Here is a 16,458-nt window from a genome sequence, read left to right on the forward strand (position 1 = left end):
CTATGTCATCAAAACTGTCCATCGAAACGAAGTTTCAAACGCCGCTGGCCAGTTTTATAGACCTTATCGTGGATGCGGTGTTTGCGGTTGATGTTAACGCGAACGTGGTTTTTGCCAGTGCAGCGTGCGAGCGCATCTTCGGCTACACGCCGCAGGAAATGGTCGGCAGAAATATGTTCGACATGATGCTTCCGGAAGATCGCGACAAGACGCGACATTCGGTGGTCGACATCATGGCCGGCCAGCTTCAACTGAACTTCGAGAACCGTTATATCCGCAAGGATGGGCTAGTGGTCCACATCATGTGGTCAACGCAGTGGTCCCCGGCAGACCAATTGCGGATTGGGGTCGCGCGCGATGTCACCAACCGCAAACGCGCCGAATCGATGCAGGCCGCGCTTTATTCCATTTCCGAAGCCGCGTACGCCGCCGAGGATCTACTCACGCTATTTCAACGCATTCATCAGATTGTCGGCACCTTGCTGCGAGTCGATAACTTTTCCGTCACGCTCTACGACGCCGAAACAGGGACACTGAATTCCCCCTATCATGTGGACGAGTATTTGCAGGCGCCGGAAGTCTCACGGCCGGCGGCCGGGACGCTATGCGCGGAGATCATCCGTACCGGTCTGCCGCTTCTGCTGACCGCTGATGCGGTGCTGGCGCGGCTGGAAGAGACTCAAGTCTTGACGGGCCCTAATCCGCTCTGCTGGCTGGGCGTGCCGCTCAAATCGCATAAAGACACAATTGGTGTACTGACGGTCAAAAGCTATCCGGGTGGCATTTCTTACACCGAAGAAGACCAGGAATTGCTGCAGTTCGTATCGACCCAGATTGCTACCGTCATCGAGCGTCTGCAATGGCAGGTTCGATTACGAAACATGGCTCAGTATGACCAGCTGACAACGCTTCCCAACCGTGGATTCCTGTACGATCGCCTCAAGATGGCGTTGGCCAGCGCAAAACGAGATCAGGGCCGGTTATCGGTGCTGTATATTGATCTGGATAAATTTAAACAGGTCAACGACAGGCTGGGCCATGGCGTTGGGGACTTGCTGCTGCAAGAGGTCGCCAAGCGCTTGAAGCAGTGTGTGCGCGACTCGGATACGGTCGCTCGAGTCGGCGGCGACGAGTTTGTGGTGCTGCTGCAGTCTATCGCCATGCCGCAGCACGCCACCATGGTGGCAGAGAAAATCCGCAGGATTGTCAGCGCTCCCTTGCTCTTGGATGGCCACAAGCTGAATATCGTGCCGAGCGTCGGAATCGCACTCTACCCCGAAGATGGCAACACCGATGATCAACTTCTTCAACACGCCGACCGGGCCATGTATGTGAAGAAAAATACGGATCATGGCTAGTCCGAAACCTTTGCGGCGGCAAGCTGATGTGCCTGATACAAAAAGATAGACTCTCGCTCACCGCGTCAGGCCGATATAAAAGCAGCGCCTGCTAACTGAAATTCATTTGTCGAACCGGCACTTTCGAGTTATTCTTTGCCCCTGCTGTCTTTACACAGAGTGGGAGAGTGCCGTAATTTCCGGCCACCGAAGGCGCAATTCGCCCAGAATCGCTCAGGTACCCTGTACCGCTCTTGTATTGTCTGGTTCTTGTAAACACGCAAGGCAGCACTCTGGAGAGACTCGCGCAGCCCCGAAAGGCAAGGCAGCGGGCGCCGAAGGTGAATCCCCACTACATGGGCTAACTCTCAGGCAAAAGGACAGAAGGGCGATGATGGCCAACCGATCGGTGGCCTACGTCGTTTCTTTTCTGTTAACTGCACCCGGAGTCCCCATGTCGTCAGCCCTGAAACAAACCCCTTTGCACGCAGTACATATCGAATCCCGCGCCAAAATGGTCGATTTCGGGGGTTGGGACATGCCAGTTGCCTACGGGTCGCAACTTGAAGAACACCATGCGGTACGTCAGGACGCCGGCATGTTCGACGTGTCGCACATGCTCAATATCGACATCAGCGGCGCAGACGCAGAAGCCTTTTTGAAACGCTTGCTGGCCAACGACGTAAGCAAGCTCTCAATTCCCGGCAAAGCCCTTTATTCTTGCATGCTGAACCCCGAAGGCGGGGTTATCGACGATCTCATCGTCTACTTCTTCAGCTCTGACAGTTGGCGTGCCGTGGTCAATGCCGGAACGGCTGAAAAAGACCTGGCCTGGATGCAGCAGGTCGCTGAATCCGAAAAATTCGATGTCACGCTTGACGCACGCCGCGACCTGGCCATGGTGGCCGTGCAGGGCCCTAATGCCCGCGCGAAACTTTGGGCCACCCGTCCGGCATGGGAGTCCGCCACCGGCGCGCTGTCGCCTTTCACTGGCGCGGTAGTCGCAGACGACGTGCTGGTGGCGCGTACCGGCTATACCGGCGAAGATGGCTTCGAAATTGTGTTGCCTGTGGACCAGGTCGTCGCTCTGTGGCGCGATCTCGAGCAAAACGGTGTCAGGCCCTGTGGTCTTGGCGCGCGCGATACCCTCCGGCTGGAAGCCGGTATGAACCTGTACGGTCAAGAAATGGACGAACAGGTCAACCCTCTGATTTCTGCCCTGGCCTGGACAGTTTCCCTGAAAGACCCCGAACGCCGCTTTATCGGCCGCGATGCGCTTGAAGCGGCGGTGGTCGATCGTTGCCTGGTTGGTATCAAGCTGCTCGAGCGCGGCATGATGCGCGGCCACATGAAGGTGCAAACGTCATTAGGCGAAGGCGAACTCACCAGCGGCTCGATGTCGCCCACCATGGGCACGTCGATAGGAATGGCGCGGGTTCCGGTGGGTGTGCAGCCAGGCGATGCCGTTCAGGTGGAAGTTCGCGGCAAGTGGTTACCCGCCGAGGTGGTAAAAATGCCATTTGTACGTAACGGCAAAATTGTTGCTTAATACAGCTTCCTACAACGAACATTTATTTTTTATACGGGATTAATCATGAGTCTTCCAAACGACCGCAAATATACGTCGTCGCACGAGTGGGTAAAAGTCGAAGGCGACATTCTGGTAGTGGGCATTACCGACGCCGCTCAAGAGCAACTCGGCGATTTGGTGTTCGTGGGTGATGTCAATCCGGGCACCACTCTCGCCAAAGGCGAAACTGCCGGCGTGGTCGAATCTGTCAAGGCAGCCTCGGACATCTACGCACCCGTTAATGGCGAAATCGTCGCGTTCAACGAGGCCCTGGGCGACGAGCCCAACCTCATCAATGAATCGGCGTTCGACGCCTGGATCTTCAAAATCAAGCCCGAGAATATGTCTGACATCGAAGGCTTGCTGGATGCCGACGGCTACGCAGCCCTGGCTGACGCCAGCTGATTTTTTTATTCAAATGCTGCCATTTTGTTCTGTTTAGGTTGATTTATGTTGCGTGAACTAGACCCCCATTCCGATTTTATTCCCCGCCATATCGGTCCGTCTGCGGCCGATCAGGCCAAAATGCTGTCTGCAATCGGGGTCGACGATCTGCATTCCCTGATCCAGGAAGTGGTGCCGCCCAGCATCCTGAAGCGTGGCGCCCTGAACCTGCCTGCGTCGCGCAGCGAAGCCGATGCACTGGCCGAACTGAAGGAAATCGCGGGTCGTAATCAGGTGTTCCGCAACTATATCGGCCAGGGCTACTACGGCACCCAGGTGCCCAACGTCATCCTGCGCAATATTCTCGAGAATCCGGCTTGGTATACAGCATATACGCCATACCAGCCGGAAATTTCGCAGGGCAGGCTGGAAGCTCTGCTGAACTATCAAACCATGGTCGCCGATCTGACCGGGCTTGATATCGCCAACGCCTCACTGCTGGACGAAGGCACTGCCGCGGCTGAAGCCATGGGCCTGGCCCGGCGTAGCGCTAAATCCAAAAGCAATGTCTTTTTCGCATCAGTACATTGTCACCCTCAAACCATCGAGATCTTGCGCACACGGGCGATTGGCCTGGACATCGACGTGCTGGTCGGGGACGAAGCACAAGGCCTGCCCGAATGCTTCGGCGTCTTGCTGCAGTATCCCCATAGCCTCGGCGGCCTTGCCGACTATCGCGGCCTGACTGAAGCGGCCCATGCCCAGGGCGCAGTGGTGGCCGTGGCCACCGACCTGCTGGCATTGGCCTTGTTGACCCCCCCAGGTGAATGGGGCGCCGATATCGCCATTGGTTCGGCGCAGCGCTTTGGCGTGCCGCTGGGCTTTGGCGGGCCACACGCCGGTTTCATGTCCTGCAAAGACGCCTTCAAGCGCAATATGCCAGGACGCCTCGTCGGTGTCTCGAAAGACAGCCAGGGCGCGCCGGCATTGCGCCTCGCACTGCAAACCCGCGAACAGCATATACGCCGCGAAAAAGCGACGTCCAATATTTGTACGGCTCAGGTCCTGCTGGCCGTTATGGCAGGTATGTATGCCGTATGGCATGGCCCGGCCGGCTTGAAGCGTATCGCCGAACGCGTTGCCTACCTGACCGCCTTCCTGCGGAAATCCCTGACGGACTTGGGTATATCGGTGGTCAATCAGCAGTATTTCGATACGCTGTTGCTCGATACGGGCGCTCAAACGGCGGCCATTATCAAGTCTGCCCAAGACGCATCGATCAATCTACGCCAAGTAGGCAGCCATCAACTGGCGGTGTCGCTCGACGAAACGGTCACCGTGGCCGATCTTCACGCCTTGCTGCAGGTATTTGCCCAAGCCACCGGCAAGTCCTGGAATCCGGAAGATTCACATACCTTGCCTGCAAAGCACGGTATTTCTGCTGGATTGCTGCGCCAGTCAGCCATTCTGTCGCATCCCGTGTTTTCACAGATTCGGTCGGAAACCGATATGTTGCGCTACCTGCGCACACTCGCCGACAAAGATTTGGCGCTTGACCGCAGCATGATTCCGCTGGGTTCCTGCACCATGAAGCTCAATGCCACGGCCGAAATGATTCCTATCACATGGCCCGAATTCAGCAATATGCACCCCTTTGCCCCTGCTTCGCAAGCCCAGGGTTACAAAGAACTCATCGATCGACTGTCGGCAGCGCTGTGCGAAATTACCGGCTACGACTCCATTAGCCTGCAGCCGAATTCGGGCGCGCAGGGCGAATTTGCGGGTTTGCTGGCGATACGGGCGTATCACCAGGCCAATGGACAGCACCAACGGAATGTTTGCCTTATTCCTGCATCGGCCCATGGCACCAACCCCGCGTCGGCACAATTGGCCGGCATGGAGGTCGTGGTGGTCGCCTCCGACGACAACGGCAACGTCGATGTCAGCGACCTGAAAGCCAAGATTGCAAAAGTCGGCGACCGACTCGCCGCCTTGATGATTACTTATCCATCGACGCACGGTGTATTCGAGGTGGCAATCACCGAGATTTGCGCATTGATTCACGATGCAGGCGGTCAGGTATATCTGGATGGCGCCAACATGAACGCCATGGTTGGTTTGGCGCAGCCGGGTAAATTTGGGTCCGACGTCTCGCACCTTAATTTGCATAAAACGTTCTGCATTCCGCATGGCGGCGGCGGCCCCGGTGTTGGCCCGGTGGCGGTGCGGTCCCACCTGGCTCCCTATTTGCCAGGTATCTTGAATGAATCGGGCGAGCTTCCTGCCCATACTCCCGTTGGCCCCGTTTCTGCCGCACCTTACGGGTCGGCCAGTATCCTGCCTATTCCATATCTGTACATCACCCTGATGGGCGTTGAAGGCTTGCTGGCAGCCACCGAGGTGGCCATCTTGAATGCCAACTATATTGCGGCGCGTTTGCAAGGGCATTACCCCATTCTGTACGCTGGCCATCATGGTCGCGTGGCACATGAATGCATACTCGACGTCCGGCCGATCAAAGACAGTTGCGGCATCTCTGCCGAAGATATCGCCAAACGCCTGATCGACTACGGTTTCCATGCCCCCACCATGAGCTTTCCGGTGGCCGGCACGCTAATGGTGGAGCCTACCGAATCCGAGGGGCTGGCCGAGCTTGATCGGTTCATCGACGCCATGATCGCGATCCGCGCGGAAATCGCCGCCATTGAAAGCGGCGCCAAAGACGCACAAGACAACGTGCTGAAGAATGCTCCGCATACCGCGCAAATGTTGCTGGTTACCGAGTGGCATCACGATTACACCCGTGAAGAGGCCGCTTATCCGGTGGGTAGCCTGCGTTCCACTAAGTATTGGTCGCCCGTTGCCCGCGTGGACAACGCCTATGGCGATCGCAACCTTATTTGTTCTTGTCCTCCGCTTGAAGACTATGTAGACGAGTCCGACACGACAGCAGTTCAACCTGCAGCGTAAGGTTCTTTTTCGGTAGCAAAATCGCCCGCTCATGCGGGCGATTTTGTTTCTATTCCTAGCGTAAATCGGTGGTTGACACCTTTCATGACACACCATTAGAATGTTCTTCCAGAGAGAATGATCGTTCTCTTATGAAGAGCTGTAAAAGTTCACAAACATTATATTGAGAGCAATAAGCATGGGACGTGAACCTTCCGTAGGCTGCTACGTTCATTTGTTCAAAAAGCTTACCTAGGAGTATGAGCCCGTGTCCGAACCCCATCATTCAAGTTTGCCAGAATACGAAGTCTATGCACTGCGCTACGCCCATATGCAGCGCACTCGCCGCGATAATTTTATAGGCGGGGATCCGCACGACGGGCCCATGTCCATGGATTTTTTCGTATGGCTGATCCGTTCAGAGTCGCGTGCAGTATTGGTCGATACCGGGTTCAACGCCAGCACCGCTCAAAAGCGCCAGCGCGATATGCTGCGATGCCCCATCGACGCTGTGCGCTCCACGCTTGGCGTCTCGGCCGACGCCATCAGCGACGTCATTCTTACGCATTTGCATTATGACCACGCCGGCAACCTCGATAAACTGCCCAACGCGCGTTTTCACGTCCAGGACGCTGAAATGGACTATGCGACCGGCCGCTGCATGTGCTTCGAGCCGATGCGCCACGCCTATTCAGTGGACGATGTGGTGACCTTGGTACGTAACGTGTACGACGACCGGGTTGTGTTCCACGATGGCGATCAGGAGATCGCTCCGGGAATCAGTGTGCTGAAGATAGGCGGGCATACCAAGGGCCTGCAGGCAGTGCGCGTGCATACCAAACGCGGATGGGTGGTGCTGGCTTCCGATGCCTCGCACTACTATGAAAACATGGACAGGCGCAGGCCGTTTCCCATTGTGTATAACGTTGCCGACATGCTGTCGGGCTACGCCCGCCTGTCGGCTGCCGCAGATAGCCCGGAACACATCGTTCCGGGCCATGATCCGCAGGTGCTTCAGCAGTATCCCGCGTATCCGGGCGACCCTGACACCGTGATACTGCATACGGTGCCAGTGCCCTCTGTTTAATCTACCGTGGCGCCCGAGGCTTTGACAGCCTTGGTCCACTGGGCGGATTCGTCGTTGACATACTGCTGGAAGTCTTTGGGGCCGCTATTGACGACTTCGCCGCCCATGCCTTCTATACGCTCGATAAACGGTTTCGCAGATGCCACTTTCTGAGCCGATGTGTAGATGATTTGCTGGACGGATTCAGGCAGCTTGGCGGGACCAAACACGCCAAACCACGTGGCGGCATTGAAATCAGCTAAACCCGCTTCGTTCATGGTGGGAACGTCGGGAATGACATTGATACGTGTCGGATTCGCAACGGCGATCGCTTGCAGCTTGTTGGACTTTATATGGGGCAGCGCGGCCGACAACGTAATGAAGGCCGACTGTACCTGGCCTGCAATCAAATCGGTGATCAGCGGTGCATCACCCCGATAAGGAATGTGCAATAGGTTGGCTCCGGTGCGTTCCTGGAATAGCGCTTGGGTCAAGTGCTGGGGCGAACCGTTGCCGGGCGAACCAACCGAAATGCCTTCGCCGTTTTTCTTGGCATAAGCAATGTATTCCGGCAATGTTTTGATCTTGAGCGATGGCGTCGTGACCAGCACGATAGGAATTTTTGCGACCAAGGTGATCGGCGTGAAGTCGCCAATCGGGTCGTATTTTAGATTTTTGTACAGACTTGCGCTAATGGTATGCGCCGCAGTCGTCATGTAAAGGGTGTAGCCGTTTGGCTTGCTGCGCGCCAATTCCCAGGCCGCCAAAGTGGTGCCGGCACCGGGCTTGTTTACCACCACGACGGACTGGCCCAGGTCGCTGGACAGGTCGGTGGCTACCAGTCGGGCTATGACATCGGTGGCGCCGCCTGCGGCGTATGGCACGACCATGTTGATGGGTTGTTCGGGATACGTGTTCGCCATAGAGACACTGCCAAAAGTGGCGCAACCCATGCCGACAACACCCAGTAGTTTTTTAAGGTTCATCTCGTCTTCCTTGGGACTCCACCGAGAGTGAATATCCCGAATTATAGTAATTACCAAATGTTCTGTACAATAGAACATATATTCTATTATACATATTTTGAGTGTTTCGCAAGAACCTGTCAACGCGGAAGATGGCCGTAGATATTGGATTTCTCGCCTCCGCTTGGCACTGGGAGAATTCATAATGGATGGTTTCTCTTGACAATGATCCCGGCTGTGTCGATAATAAAACAGAACGACCGGTGCATCAGACAGAACAATCGCCCGGCACAGACAACTCACTGAATATCTGCCAACCGAACACGATCCTCGATTTTTACCGGAGTAATTCAACATGTCGCTGCAGTCGACCTCTAGTCCAAAACCTTTTCTCATCAACGGTGAATGGGTATCTAACGCAACCGATACATTCGATTCAGTCAATCCTGCAACGGGTGAGCTGAACTGTCCGGTTTCCATGGCGAACGCGCATCATGTCGATGCGGCAGTGGCATCGGCCAAGACGGCTGCCGCGTTGCCGTCGTGGAAGGGCATGCTGCCTCATGTACGGGCGCAGATACTGATGCACATGGCGGCGCTCATCGTTGAGCGCGGCGACGAGCTTGCTCGGCTGCAAATGATGGAAAACGGCAAAGTCTGGTCTGAATGCAAGGCGCAAGCCGGTAGCGCTGCAGCGACTTTCAGGTATTACGCAGCAGTATGCGAAACCTTGGGCGCCGAAATCACACCTTCGCGTGGCAATTACTTGTCTATGACGTCTTACGAGCCGTATGGCGTCGTCGCAGCGATTACGCCGTGGAACTCGCCGCTGACAATGGAGGCGCAAAAAATCGCTCCCGCGCTGGCAGCCGGCAATGCCGTTATCTTGAAGCCATCCGAGGTTACGCCATCAGCCGCGTTGTTGTTGGGCGAAATTGGGCTGCAAGCCGGCTTGCCACCGGGCATTTTGAACGTGTTGACCGGAAATGGAGCCATTACCGGTAAAGCGTTGGTTGAGCATCCGGGCGTGCGCATGGTCTCATTTACCGGCGGTACTGCCAGCGGTCGGGCAATCGGCATGAAAGCCGCCGAACGGATGATCCCGGTAGCGCTTGAATTGGGCGGAAAATCTCCTCACATCGTTTTCGAAGATGCGAATCTCGAGGCCGCTGTGAAAAGTATCATCGACGGCATTTTCGAGGGCAGCGGCCAGTCCTGCGTGGCAGGATCGCGCCTTTTCGTACAGCGTTCGGTGCACGACAAACTGCTTGATCTTCTGATTGCCCGCAGCAAAGCCATCAAGCTCGGGCAGCCGGATGTGGCCGGCTCGGAAATGGGCCCCGTATCAAGCTTTGCCCATCGTGCCCGTATCGAGCAGTTCATTGAATCGGCAATCGCCGAAGGCGGCAAGGTATTACTGGGCGGCAAGCGCCCCGAGGGTGCCGAGTTCGAGTGTGGCGCCTACTTTTTGCCAACCATCCTGGGTGGCCTCAGCAATCAGGCGACTGCCGTGCGCGAAGAGATCTTTGGTCCGGTGCTGTGCGTACTGCCCTTCGATGATGAGGCTGATCTTATTGCGCAGGCGAACGACAGCGTTTTCGGATTGGCTTCCGGTATCTGGACTGCCAATTACCAGCGCGCCTGGCGAGTCGCCCGGGCGCTGGAAACTGGCCTGGTATGGATCAATACCTATAAGCAGCTGTCGATTTCCACGCCCTTCGGTGGCTTCAAGGATAGCGGCATCGGCCGCGAGAAGGGCGTTACAGGTTTACGCCTTTATCAACAGAGCAAAGGCATTTACTGGAGCATGGACCCCGATAATTTCCCGCATGCAGAGACGCCCTTCGGCTCGGCCTAAGCGCTTGGCAGTAAAAAACACATAAACAATAATCGACTATCTAAGGACAGAATTCAGATGTCTACTTTCAATACTATTGGGTTTATTGGCGTCGGTGTAATGGGCGAACCCATATGCCGCCATCTGGCTACCAAAAGCGGTGCACGGGTCATTGCCCATGACCGCGACAATGCGCCCTTGCAGCGGTTGGCTGAACACAACGTAACGGCCGTATCGCTGGAAACTATCGCTGAGCAGGCGGACATCATTTTCATGTCGTTGCCGTCGGGCGAAATCGTGCGAAATGTCATCAGGGGCGATGGCGCCGAGAATAAAGGGTTGCTCGAGCTGTGCCGTTCAGGGCAGCTGATTGTCGACCTGAGCACGTCGCCGGTCGATCTTAGCCGCGAGCTATCTGCTGAGCTATCGAAAATCGGAGTCGAGTTTGCCGATTCACCCGTAATGCGCACGCGCGCTGCCGCAGAAGCCGGTACCTTGGCTGTTCCGGTCGGGGCTGACGACGCCATATTCGGCCGAATCGAGCCGCTGTTGAGCACCTTTGCATCAGACGTCGTGCATGCCGGGGGTGTAGGTGCAGGGCAGGTGGTAAAGATACTGAATAATATGGTTCTTTACGAAACTGTCCTGGCGTTGGCCGAGGCACGCGCCATCGGCATACGTGCCGGCGTGGATCCCGACAAGTTATTTTCCGCCCTGTCCGTCGGGTCGGCAGACAGTTTTGCGCTGCGCAACCACGGCATGAAAGCCATTGCTCCGCAGGTCTTCCCTGAAAAGGCGTTTCCGGTGGTGTATGCGAAGAAAGATCTGCAATACGCTGTAGGCCTGGCCGATCAAGTGGGCGTCGATGCGACGGGTGCGAAGAACCTGATCGCCTGTTTCGACAAGGCTATCGCGGCAGGCCATGGCGATAAATATGCGCCCGCCATCAGCTTGGTCTTTGAAGGAAAGTAAGCCTGTTATAGCGGCCCGCCGTTCAATCGGCGTGCCCTCGCTTTCAGCGCTGGCGCAACATGGCATAATCGGCCATTGCAATTCATCATTTCAGTGATAGTCCGCTATATGAGTCTTACTCCCGCTCAAGGCGACGACGGGGTCGCCGCTGTAGACCGTGCTTTGGCCATCGTCGATGTCATCGCGCACCGCAGTGATCCTATTACGCTGGCCGATTTGTCGCGCGCCACTGGATACTATAAAAGTACTCTGCTGCGCCTGATAGCTTCACTGGAAAAGGCCTCTTTGGTTGTCCGTCGCAGCGATGGGCGTTACGCCTTGGGGCGTTACGCGCACGAATTGGGTCGCTCATACGAGGCCGCCTATCGGCTGACTGAAGTGCTGCTCCCTATTTTGCAAGACCTTGTTAACCGCGGCACGGAAAGCGCATCGTTTCACGTGTACCACGATGCGCAGTCCCGGGTCTGCCTGCTTCGGGTGGACTCACACCATTCGACGCTGGACCGCATCCGCGTCGGCGAGATGTTACCGCTGGACCGCGGCGCGGCTGGCAAGCTTATCAAGGCCTATCACGGCACGGGCCTGGCTCCGTCGACAAAACATGTCATTGCTCTTTCCATGGGCGAACGCGATAAAAATTGCGCGGCCGTTGCGAGCCCCGTATTCGGGCTCGACAATGAATTCTGCGGCGCCATCTCGCTGTCAGGGCCCAAAGAACGTTTTACGCCCGAAGCAGTGGAAAAGATGTCAAAGATGGTGCAGTCTGCGGCAGCGCAAGCCAGCGAATCCCTGGGCGGACGGTGGCCGCAAGGTAGCCGGTAATCCTTATTGACTGCGTATTCGACCCGTGCGAACTGCAACGCCTGCCTCCCTAACGGAAAGCAGGCGTTTTTGATTTATTCCATTTCTGGATCAAACGTGGACTTTGTCGACTTCGCGTCCCTTACGCCGGCAATGTCTGCGCTTCGTCTTCGCGTTGACGGTTGGTCTTAAAACGGAATTAGTCCACGGTTTTCAGGATATCGCCGATCTTCTGGAAGATTTCGTGAATTTGGGTCTCTTCTATGATCAAGGGTGGCGAGACTGCCAGAATGTCTCCGGTGTAACGCACCATCAGACCCTGGTCAAAGCATTTTTTGAAGACTTCAGCAGCTCGCGCACCGGGCGCGTTGGGCCGCGGTGCGAGCTCTATGCCGGCAACCAGGCCAAGATTACGCACGTCTATGACGTGGCGGCCGCTTTCTAGCTGGTGAGCTGCCTCTTCGAAGCTTGGCGAAAGCGTCCTGGCGCGCTGGAACAATTGCTCGCGTTCATAGATCTCGAGCGTGGCCATAATAGCCGCGGTGGCCAACGGGTGGGCTGAATACGTGTAGCCGTGGAAAAACTCGATGCCGCTTGACGCCGCTTCCAGGATGGCGTCGTGAACCTGGCGTTTGACGGCGACCGCGCCAGCCGGAACGGCGGCGTTGCTGATCCCTTTGGCCAGGGCCATCAGGTCAGGCGTTACTCCAAAATATTCGCTGGCGGTCGCAGCACCCAGACGGCCAAAGCCAGTAATGACCTCGTCGAATATCAGTAGAATGCCGTGCTTTTCAGTAATGGCGCGCAACTTTTGTAGATAGCCTTTGGGAGGAACCAGCACGCCCGTGGAACCGGCCAGCGGTTCTACGATAACGGCCGCAATGGTGGACGCGTCATGCAGGGCGATGATGCGTTCGAGTTCGTCGGCAAAGTGCTCTCCCCAGGCGGGTTGACCGCGCGTATTGGCATTTTTCGATAAATCATGGGTGTGCGGCAGGTGGTCGACGTTGGGCAGGAGCGCACCAGAGAACGTTTTGCGGTTGGGCGATATGCCACCCACCGAGATCCCGCCGAAGCCTACGCCATGGTAGCCGCGTTCCCGCCCAATAAGTCGGGTGCGCTGGCCTTCGCCGCGTGCCCGATGGTAGGCGATGGCGATTTTCAGCGCCGTGTCGACCGATTCGGATCCTGAATTCGTGAAAAAAATGCGGTCCATTCCCGCCGGCATCATTTTGGCGACAGCAGTCGCAGCACGAAAGGAGTCGCTGTGACCCAATTGGAAGCTAGGCGCGTAGTCGAGCTCTGCGGCCTGGCGGGAAATGGCCTCGATGATTTCCTTGCGCCCGTGCCCGGCATTCACGCACCACAGTCCGGCGGTGCCATCCAGCACTTGTTCTCCGGCAACCGTGGTGTAGTACATGCCTTTGGCCTTGGCAAGAAGGCGCGGCTGTTCTTTGAATTGGCGATTCGCCGTGAAAGGCATCCACAGATTGGACAGGTCGGGAATGCTGGCTTGACTGGACATGATTACCTCGATGAGCAAATAACGGAAATAAAGCCGATCAGCTATTCTCGTCGTGCCAGGCGGCTTATCAAATATACAGTTAATCAAAAAATTTATAACCGTATTGGAGGTATAAACCTAACTGTAAAGAAAAGGAGGCCCGAGGGTGAAATTTTTCGAACCTGTACGAGACCGAACCAATGCGAGTCCGTTGGTAGAGCAGACCGTCGCCGCAGTCGAACATGCGATCAGGCAACAAGCCTTGCGGCCGGGAATGGCTGTGCCCTCGGTCCGGCAGTTCGCGAAAACACACGGCTTGAGCACGTTCACGGTATCGGCCGCTTATAACAGGCTGGTCGCTCAGGGCTGGCTCACCGCGCGCCCGGGATCCGGCTATCGAGTGGCGGTGCCGATCAGGCCCGAGCCAATGGCGTCGACGCCGCCAAGCTGGAAGCCGCCCCAATTGGGCGCGGCCTGGCTGCTATCCGACGTGTTCGCGGACCATTCGATTCCTATCAAGTCCGGCTGCGGCTGGTTACCATCCGAATGGCTTCATGAAACAGGTTTGGAACAGGCTCTGCGGCACGCGGCAAAAGCCGCCGCCAGCCAGGTAGCAGGCTATGGGCACCCCTATGGCTATTTTCCTTTACGTGAGCATCTGGTTCACGATCTTGAACGCCACGGCTTGGCCCTCGACGTCGATCAAGTGCTGCTGACGCAGGGAGCCACACAAGGCCTGGACATCGTGGTGCGCACTTTGCTCCGCCCCGGCGATGTGGTCGTCGTTGAACTGCCTTGCTATGCCAATCTTTTGCAAACCTTGCGCTTGGCCGGTCTTACGGTGGTGGGCGTACCGCGCAATGAAGAAGGCTTATGCCTGCCTACATTGCAACGCGTCGCCCAAACCCATTCGGTGAAAGCCCTATTTCTGAATACCGTGTTGCACAACCCTACCGGCACAAGCCTTAGCATGGCAAACGCATTTCGCGTTCTGCAGCTTGCTGAAGAGCACGATTTCTGGGTGATCGAGGACGATGTGTCGCGCGATCTGCTGCCCGGTATAGGCCCCATGTTGGTTGCGCTGGCAGGTACCGATCGGGTGGTTTACGTGTCCGGGTTCTCTAAGAGCATCGCGCCCTCTATGCGGGTCGGCTACATCGTGTCGTCACCAGAAATGCTCAAGGCGTTTGCCCACACCAAAATGACCATAGGGCTTACTACTCCTGAAATCATGGAGCGAACGGTCTATCAGATTCTGCGTCTGGGACGACACCGTACACATCTGCAACGAGTACAAGACCGTCTACGCCAAGCCCACGACGAGGTCACCGACCTGTTGGACCACCACGGTTTCGAAGTGCTTTGCCGGCCGCGCGCTGGATTGTTTTTATGGGCTCGCCCAAGGCATGTTTGGAGCGAAATAGGCACTGTGCGGCTGGCCGAAAACGCGTTGCAACACGGTATCTGGCTGGCTCCCGGATCGTACTTTTATCCGGAGCAGACAGAACAAGGGTGGCTCAGGTTCAACGTGGCGTACTCCTTGCATCCCGGCCTGTGGAGGTTCATGCGAAAAATGGGCAGTGAGTGAGCTATTTGGGTAAACCCTCTAGGTATTTTCCCTAAGTCATTGAAATGGAACAGTAATATTCCATCACAGTTAGTCCGATACGGCTCTGTACAGTTGTAATATTTCGCATAACTGTATATTTGCGTGCGTTGTCGCATCGTTCAGAATTGCGTGACCTCCTTTTCTTACACTGAGAAAAGAGCATATGGCCGGACAACCGGACACACTCAAAAAGCTTGAATGGAGCCTCACAAATGAACAGACGCGACGCATTGAAAATGGGCGTTTTGGCCTCGATAGCTACTCCGCTCTTTACCCGGCCGGCCTTCGCCGCCGATAGCAGTCCCATTCTGTTTGGTTGTCCGAATCCTATGTCCGGGCCGTTTGCTGCCAATGGCAAGTATGCAGCCATGGGAATGCAGCTGATTATTGAACAGACCAAAACGGCTATTGGACGACCTCTTGCGTACAAGGTGCTCGATTCTCAGGGCAAGCCCGCCACTGCCATACGTCAGGTGCAGGATTTATTCCAGCAGGAAAAAGCCAGGTTCTTTGCTGGCGGCATTCTTTCGTCGGAAGCCCTAGCCATGGGCAAGACTATAGATAAGCTCGGCGGCGTATTTGTGACGACGGCGGGCGCCGACGAGATTACTGGCAAGGATTGCAACCGCGGCACGTTTCGGTGGACTACGCCGACCTACGGTGCCGTTCGGGAGACTGTTGGGCCGATCATCAAGGCACATCCTAAGGCCAAACGTTGGTACACGATTACACCGCAGTATGTCTTCGGCGAGGGCCTGCTCGACGCGACCAAAAATATATTGAAGGAAAACAATCTTGAGCATGTCGGCAATAGCTACCATTCCCTTGACGAACGCGAATTCAGCGGTTACCTGACTAACGCCATGGCAGCCAAGCCTGACGTGCTGGTATTGCTGAACTTCGGCTCGCAAAGCTCTGAAACCTTACGCCAGGCAGTCAGCTTCGGCATGAAAACCAACACCATAATTTTATTGGCGTGGGCATCTGGCCTAGAGCAGTTCGAGTCACTTGGCGCCGACTTATGTGAAGGCATTTACTTTGGAGTCCAGTACTGGCACAGCATTGATTCTCCGTTGAACCGTATTCTGGTCGAACAGACTCGCGCGAAGTTCAATTCGAATCCCAATTACAGCCTGGCAGGCGCTTACATCATCACCAAGATGATGCTCGACGGTATCGCGAAGGCGAATACCACCGATACTGCAAAAGTCATTGCCGCGATGGAAGGGACTCAGTTCGATGGGCTTACTGGTTCAGAGCTGGTGCGTAAAGACGACCATCAAGTCATCAAGAATTATTACCTGCTGAAAGGGAAAGCCAAAGCCAGCATGAAAGACAAGGACGACTACTGCGACATCGTGCACGGGGGGTCAATCTTATCTTTCCGCGGCAGATGCTGGGTGCAAGATGAACACATAAGCACCTGTTTTTGCAGGTCGGCCTTGCGGCGGATCTGCGTTGCCC

The 16,458-nt window shown here is 56.0% G+C and carries 11 protein-coding genes, 1 pseudogene and 2 riboswitches; of the genes and pseudogenes, 10 read left to right on the forward strand and 2 right to left on the reverse strand.

What is annotated here, in order from left to right:
• Nucleotides 1–2 precede the first annotated feature (2 nt).
• From EKL30_RS15995 to EKL30_RS16015, 5 genes are all read left to right on the forward strand, one after another.
• Nucleotides 3–1,358: a bifunctional diguanylate cyclase/phosphodiesterase gene (locus EKL30_RS15995; protein WP_126708245.1), complete on the forward strand. Its 1,356-nt coding sequence runs from the start codon at nucleotides 3–5 to the stop codon at nucleotides 1,356–1,358.
• Nucleotides 1,359–1,508: 150 nt separating this feature from the next.
• Nucleotides 1,509–1,598: riboswitch (glycine riboswitch) on the forward strand.
• Between the two features lie 22 nt (nucleotides 1,599–1,620).
• Nucleotides 1,621–1,731, forward strand: a riboswitch (glycine riboswitch).
• Nucleotides 1,732–1,791: 60 nt separating this feature from the next.
• Nucleotides 1,792–2,886: a glycine cleavage system aminomethyltransferase GcvT gene (gene gcvT / locus EKL30_RS16000; protein WP_126708246.1), complete on the forward strand. Its 1,095-nt coding sequence runs from the start codon at nucleotides 1,792–1,794 to the stop codon at nucleotides 2,884–2,886.
• Between the two features lie 45 nt (nucleotides 2,887–2,931).
• Nucleotides 2,932–3,312: a glycine cleavage system protein GcvH gene (gene gcvH / locus EKL30_RS16005; protein WP_126708247.1), complete on the forward strand. Its 381-nt coding sequence runs from the start codon at nucleotides 2,932–2,934 to the stop codon at nucleotides 3,310–3,312.
• A gap of 45 nt (nucleotides 3,313–3,357) precedes the next feature.
• Nucleotides 3,358–6,261 (forward strand): aminomethyl-transferring glycine dehydrogenase, encoded by a 2,904-nt coding sequence (gene gcvP, locus EKL30_RS16010; protein WP_126708248.1) that lies wholly within the window; start codon nucleotides 3,358–3,360, stop codon nucleotides 6,259–6,261.
• Between the two features lie 310 nt (nucleotides 6,262–6,571).
• Nucleotides 6,572–7,327 carry an N-acyl homoserine lactonase family protein gene (locus tag EKL30_RS16015; protein WP_126708374.1) on the forward strand — a complete coding sequence of 252 codons (756 nt, stop codon included), beginning with the start codon at nucleotides 6,572–6,574 and terminating at the stop codon, nucleotides 7,325–7,327.
• On the opposite strand, the gene EKL30_RS16020 is transcribed toward EKL30_RS16015, so the two are convergent.
• Nucleotides 7,324–8,292 carry a tripartite tricarboxylate transporter substrate binding protein gene (locus EKL30_RS16020; protein ID WP_126708249.1) on the reverse strand — a complete coding sequence of 323 codons (969 nt, stop codon included), beginning with the start codon at nucleotides 8,290–8,292 and terminating at the stop codon, nucleotides 7,324–7,326. The two genes, EKL30_RS16015 and EKL30_RS16020, sit on opposite strands and share 4 nt — an antisense overlap.
• Before the next feature lie 334 nt (nucleotides 8,293–8,626).
• On the opposite strand from EKL30_RS16020, the gene EKL30_RS16025 reads away from it, so the two are divergent.
• From EKL30_RS16025 to EKL30_RS16035, 3 genes are all read left to right on the forward strand, one after another.
• The gene (locus EKL30_RS16025) at nucleotides 8,627–10,129 is read left to right on the forward strand and encodes an aldehyde dehydrogenase (RefSeq protein WP_126708250.1); all 1,503 of its coding nucleotides are present in this window, start codon (nucleotides 8,627–8,629) and stop codon (nucleotides 10,127–10,129) included.
• A gap of 21 nt (nucleotides 10,130–10,150) precedes the next feature.
• Entirely contained in the window at nucleotides 10,151–11,080 is a 930-nt protein-coding gene (locus EKL30_RS16030) for an NAD(P)-dependent oxidoreductase (RefSeq protein WP_370246279.1), read from the forward strand.
• A gap of 108 nt (nucleotides 11,081–11,188) precedes the next feature.
• Nucleotides 11,189–11,902, forward strand: coding sequence for an IclR family transcriptional regulator (locus EKL30_RS16035; RefSeq protein WP_126708252.1), 714 nt, complete (start codon nucleotides 11,189–11,191; stop codon nucleotides 11,900–11,902).
• Nucleotides 11,903–12,080: 178 nt separating this feature from the next.
• On the opposite strand, the gene EKL30_RS16040 is transcribed toward EKL30_RS16035, so the two are convergent.
• The gene (locus tag EKL30_RS16040) at nucleotides 12,081–13,364 is read right to left on the reverse strand and encodes an aspartate aminotransferase family protein (RefSeq protein WP_126708375.1); all 1,284 of its coding nucleotides are present in this window, start codon (nucleotides 13,362–13,364) and stop codon (nucleotides 12,081–12,083) included.
• A 187-nt stretch (nucleotides 13,365–13,551) separates the two neighbouring features.
• Here EKL30_RS16040 and EKL30_RS16045 point away from each other — a divergent pair, with 187 nt between their 5' ends.
• Both EKL30_RS16045 and EKL30_RS16050 read left to right on the forward strand, forming a co-directional pair.
• Nucleotides 13,552–14,973, forward strand: coding sequence for a PLP-dependent aminotransferase family protein (locus tag EKL30_RS16045; RefSeq protein WP_126708253.1), 1,422 nt, complete (start codon nucleotides 13,552–13,554; stop codon nucleotides 14,971–14,973).
• A gap of 233 nt (nucleotides 14,974–15,206) precedes the next feature.
• Nucleotides 15,207–16,413, forward strand: a pseudogene (locus tag EKL30_RS16050) (ABC transporter substrate-binding protein).
• The last annotated feature ends 45 nt before the right edge of the window (nucleotides 16,414–16,458 follow it).

It is taken from the genome of Candidimonas sp. SYP-B2681 (assembly GCF_003971065.1).
In the GTDB taxonomy this organism is placed as follows: domain Bacteria; phylum Pseudomonadota; class Gammaproteobacteria; order Burkholderiales; family Burkholderiaceae_B; genus Pollutimonas.

What these genes read in the sequence shown, in the direction of transcription:
- EKL30_RS15995 (WP_126708245.1), top strand. Translation starts at nt 3, where the DNA reads ATGTCATCAAAACTGTCCATCGAAACGAAGTTTCAAACGCCGCTGGCC.
- gcvT (WP_126708246.1), top strand. Translation starts at nt 1,792, where the DNA reads ATGTCGTCAGCCCTGAAACAAACCCCTTTGCACGCAGTACATATCGAA.
- gcvH (WP_126708247.1), top strand. Translation starts at nt 2,932, where the DNA reads ATGAGTCTTCCAAACGACCGCAAATATACGTCGTCGCACGAGTGGGTA.
- gcvP (WP_126708248.1), top strand. Translation starts at nt 3,358, where the DNA reads ATGTTGCGTGAACTAGACCCCCATTCCGATTTTATTCCCCGCCATATC.
- EKL30_RS16015 (WP_126708374.1), top strand. Translation starts at nt 6,572, where the DNA reads ATGCAGCGCACTCGCCGCGATAATTTTATAGGCGGGGATCCGCACGAC.
- EKL30_RS16020 (WP_126708249.1), bottom strand. Translation starts at nt 8,292, where the DNA reads ATGAACCTTAAAAAACTACTGGGTGTTGTCGGCATGGGTTGCGCCACT.
- EKL30_RS16025 (WP_126708250.1), top strand. Translation starts at nt 8,627, where the DNA reads ATGTCGCTGCAGTCGACCTCTAGTCCAAAACCTTTTCTCATCAACGGT.
- EKL30_RS16035 (WP_126708252.1), top strand. Translation starts at nt 11,189, where the DNA reads ATGAGTCTTACTCCCGCTCAAGGCGACGACGGGGTCGCCGCTGTAGAC.
- EKL30_RS16040 (WP_126708375.1), bottom strand. Translation starts at nt 13,364, where the DNA reads ATGCCTTTCACGGCGAATCGCCAATTCAAAGAACAGCCGCGCCTTCTT.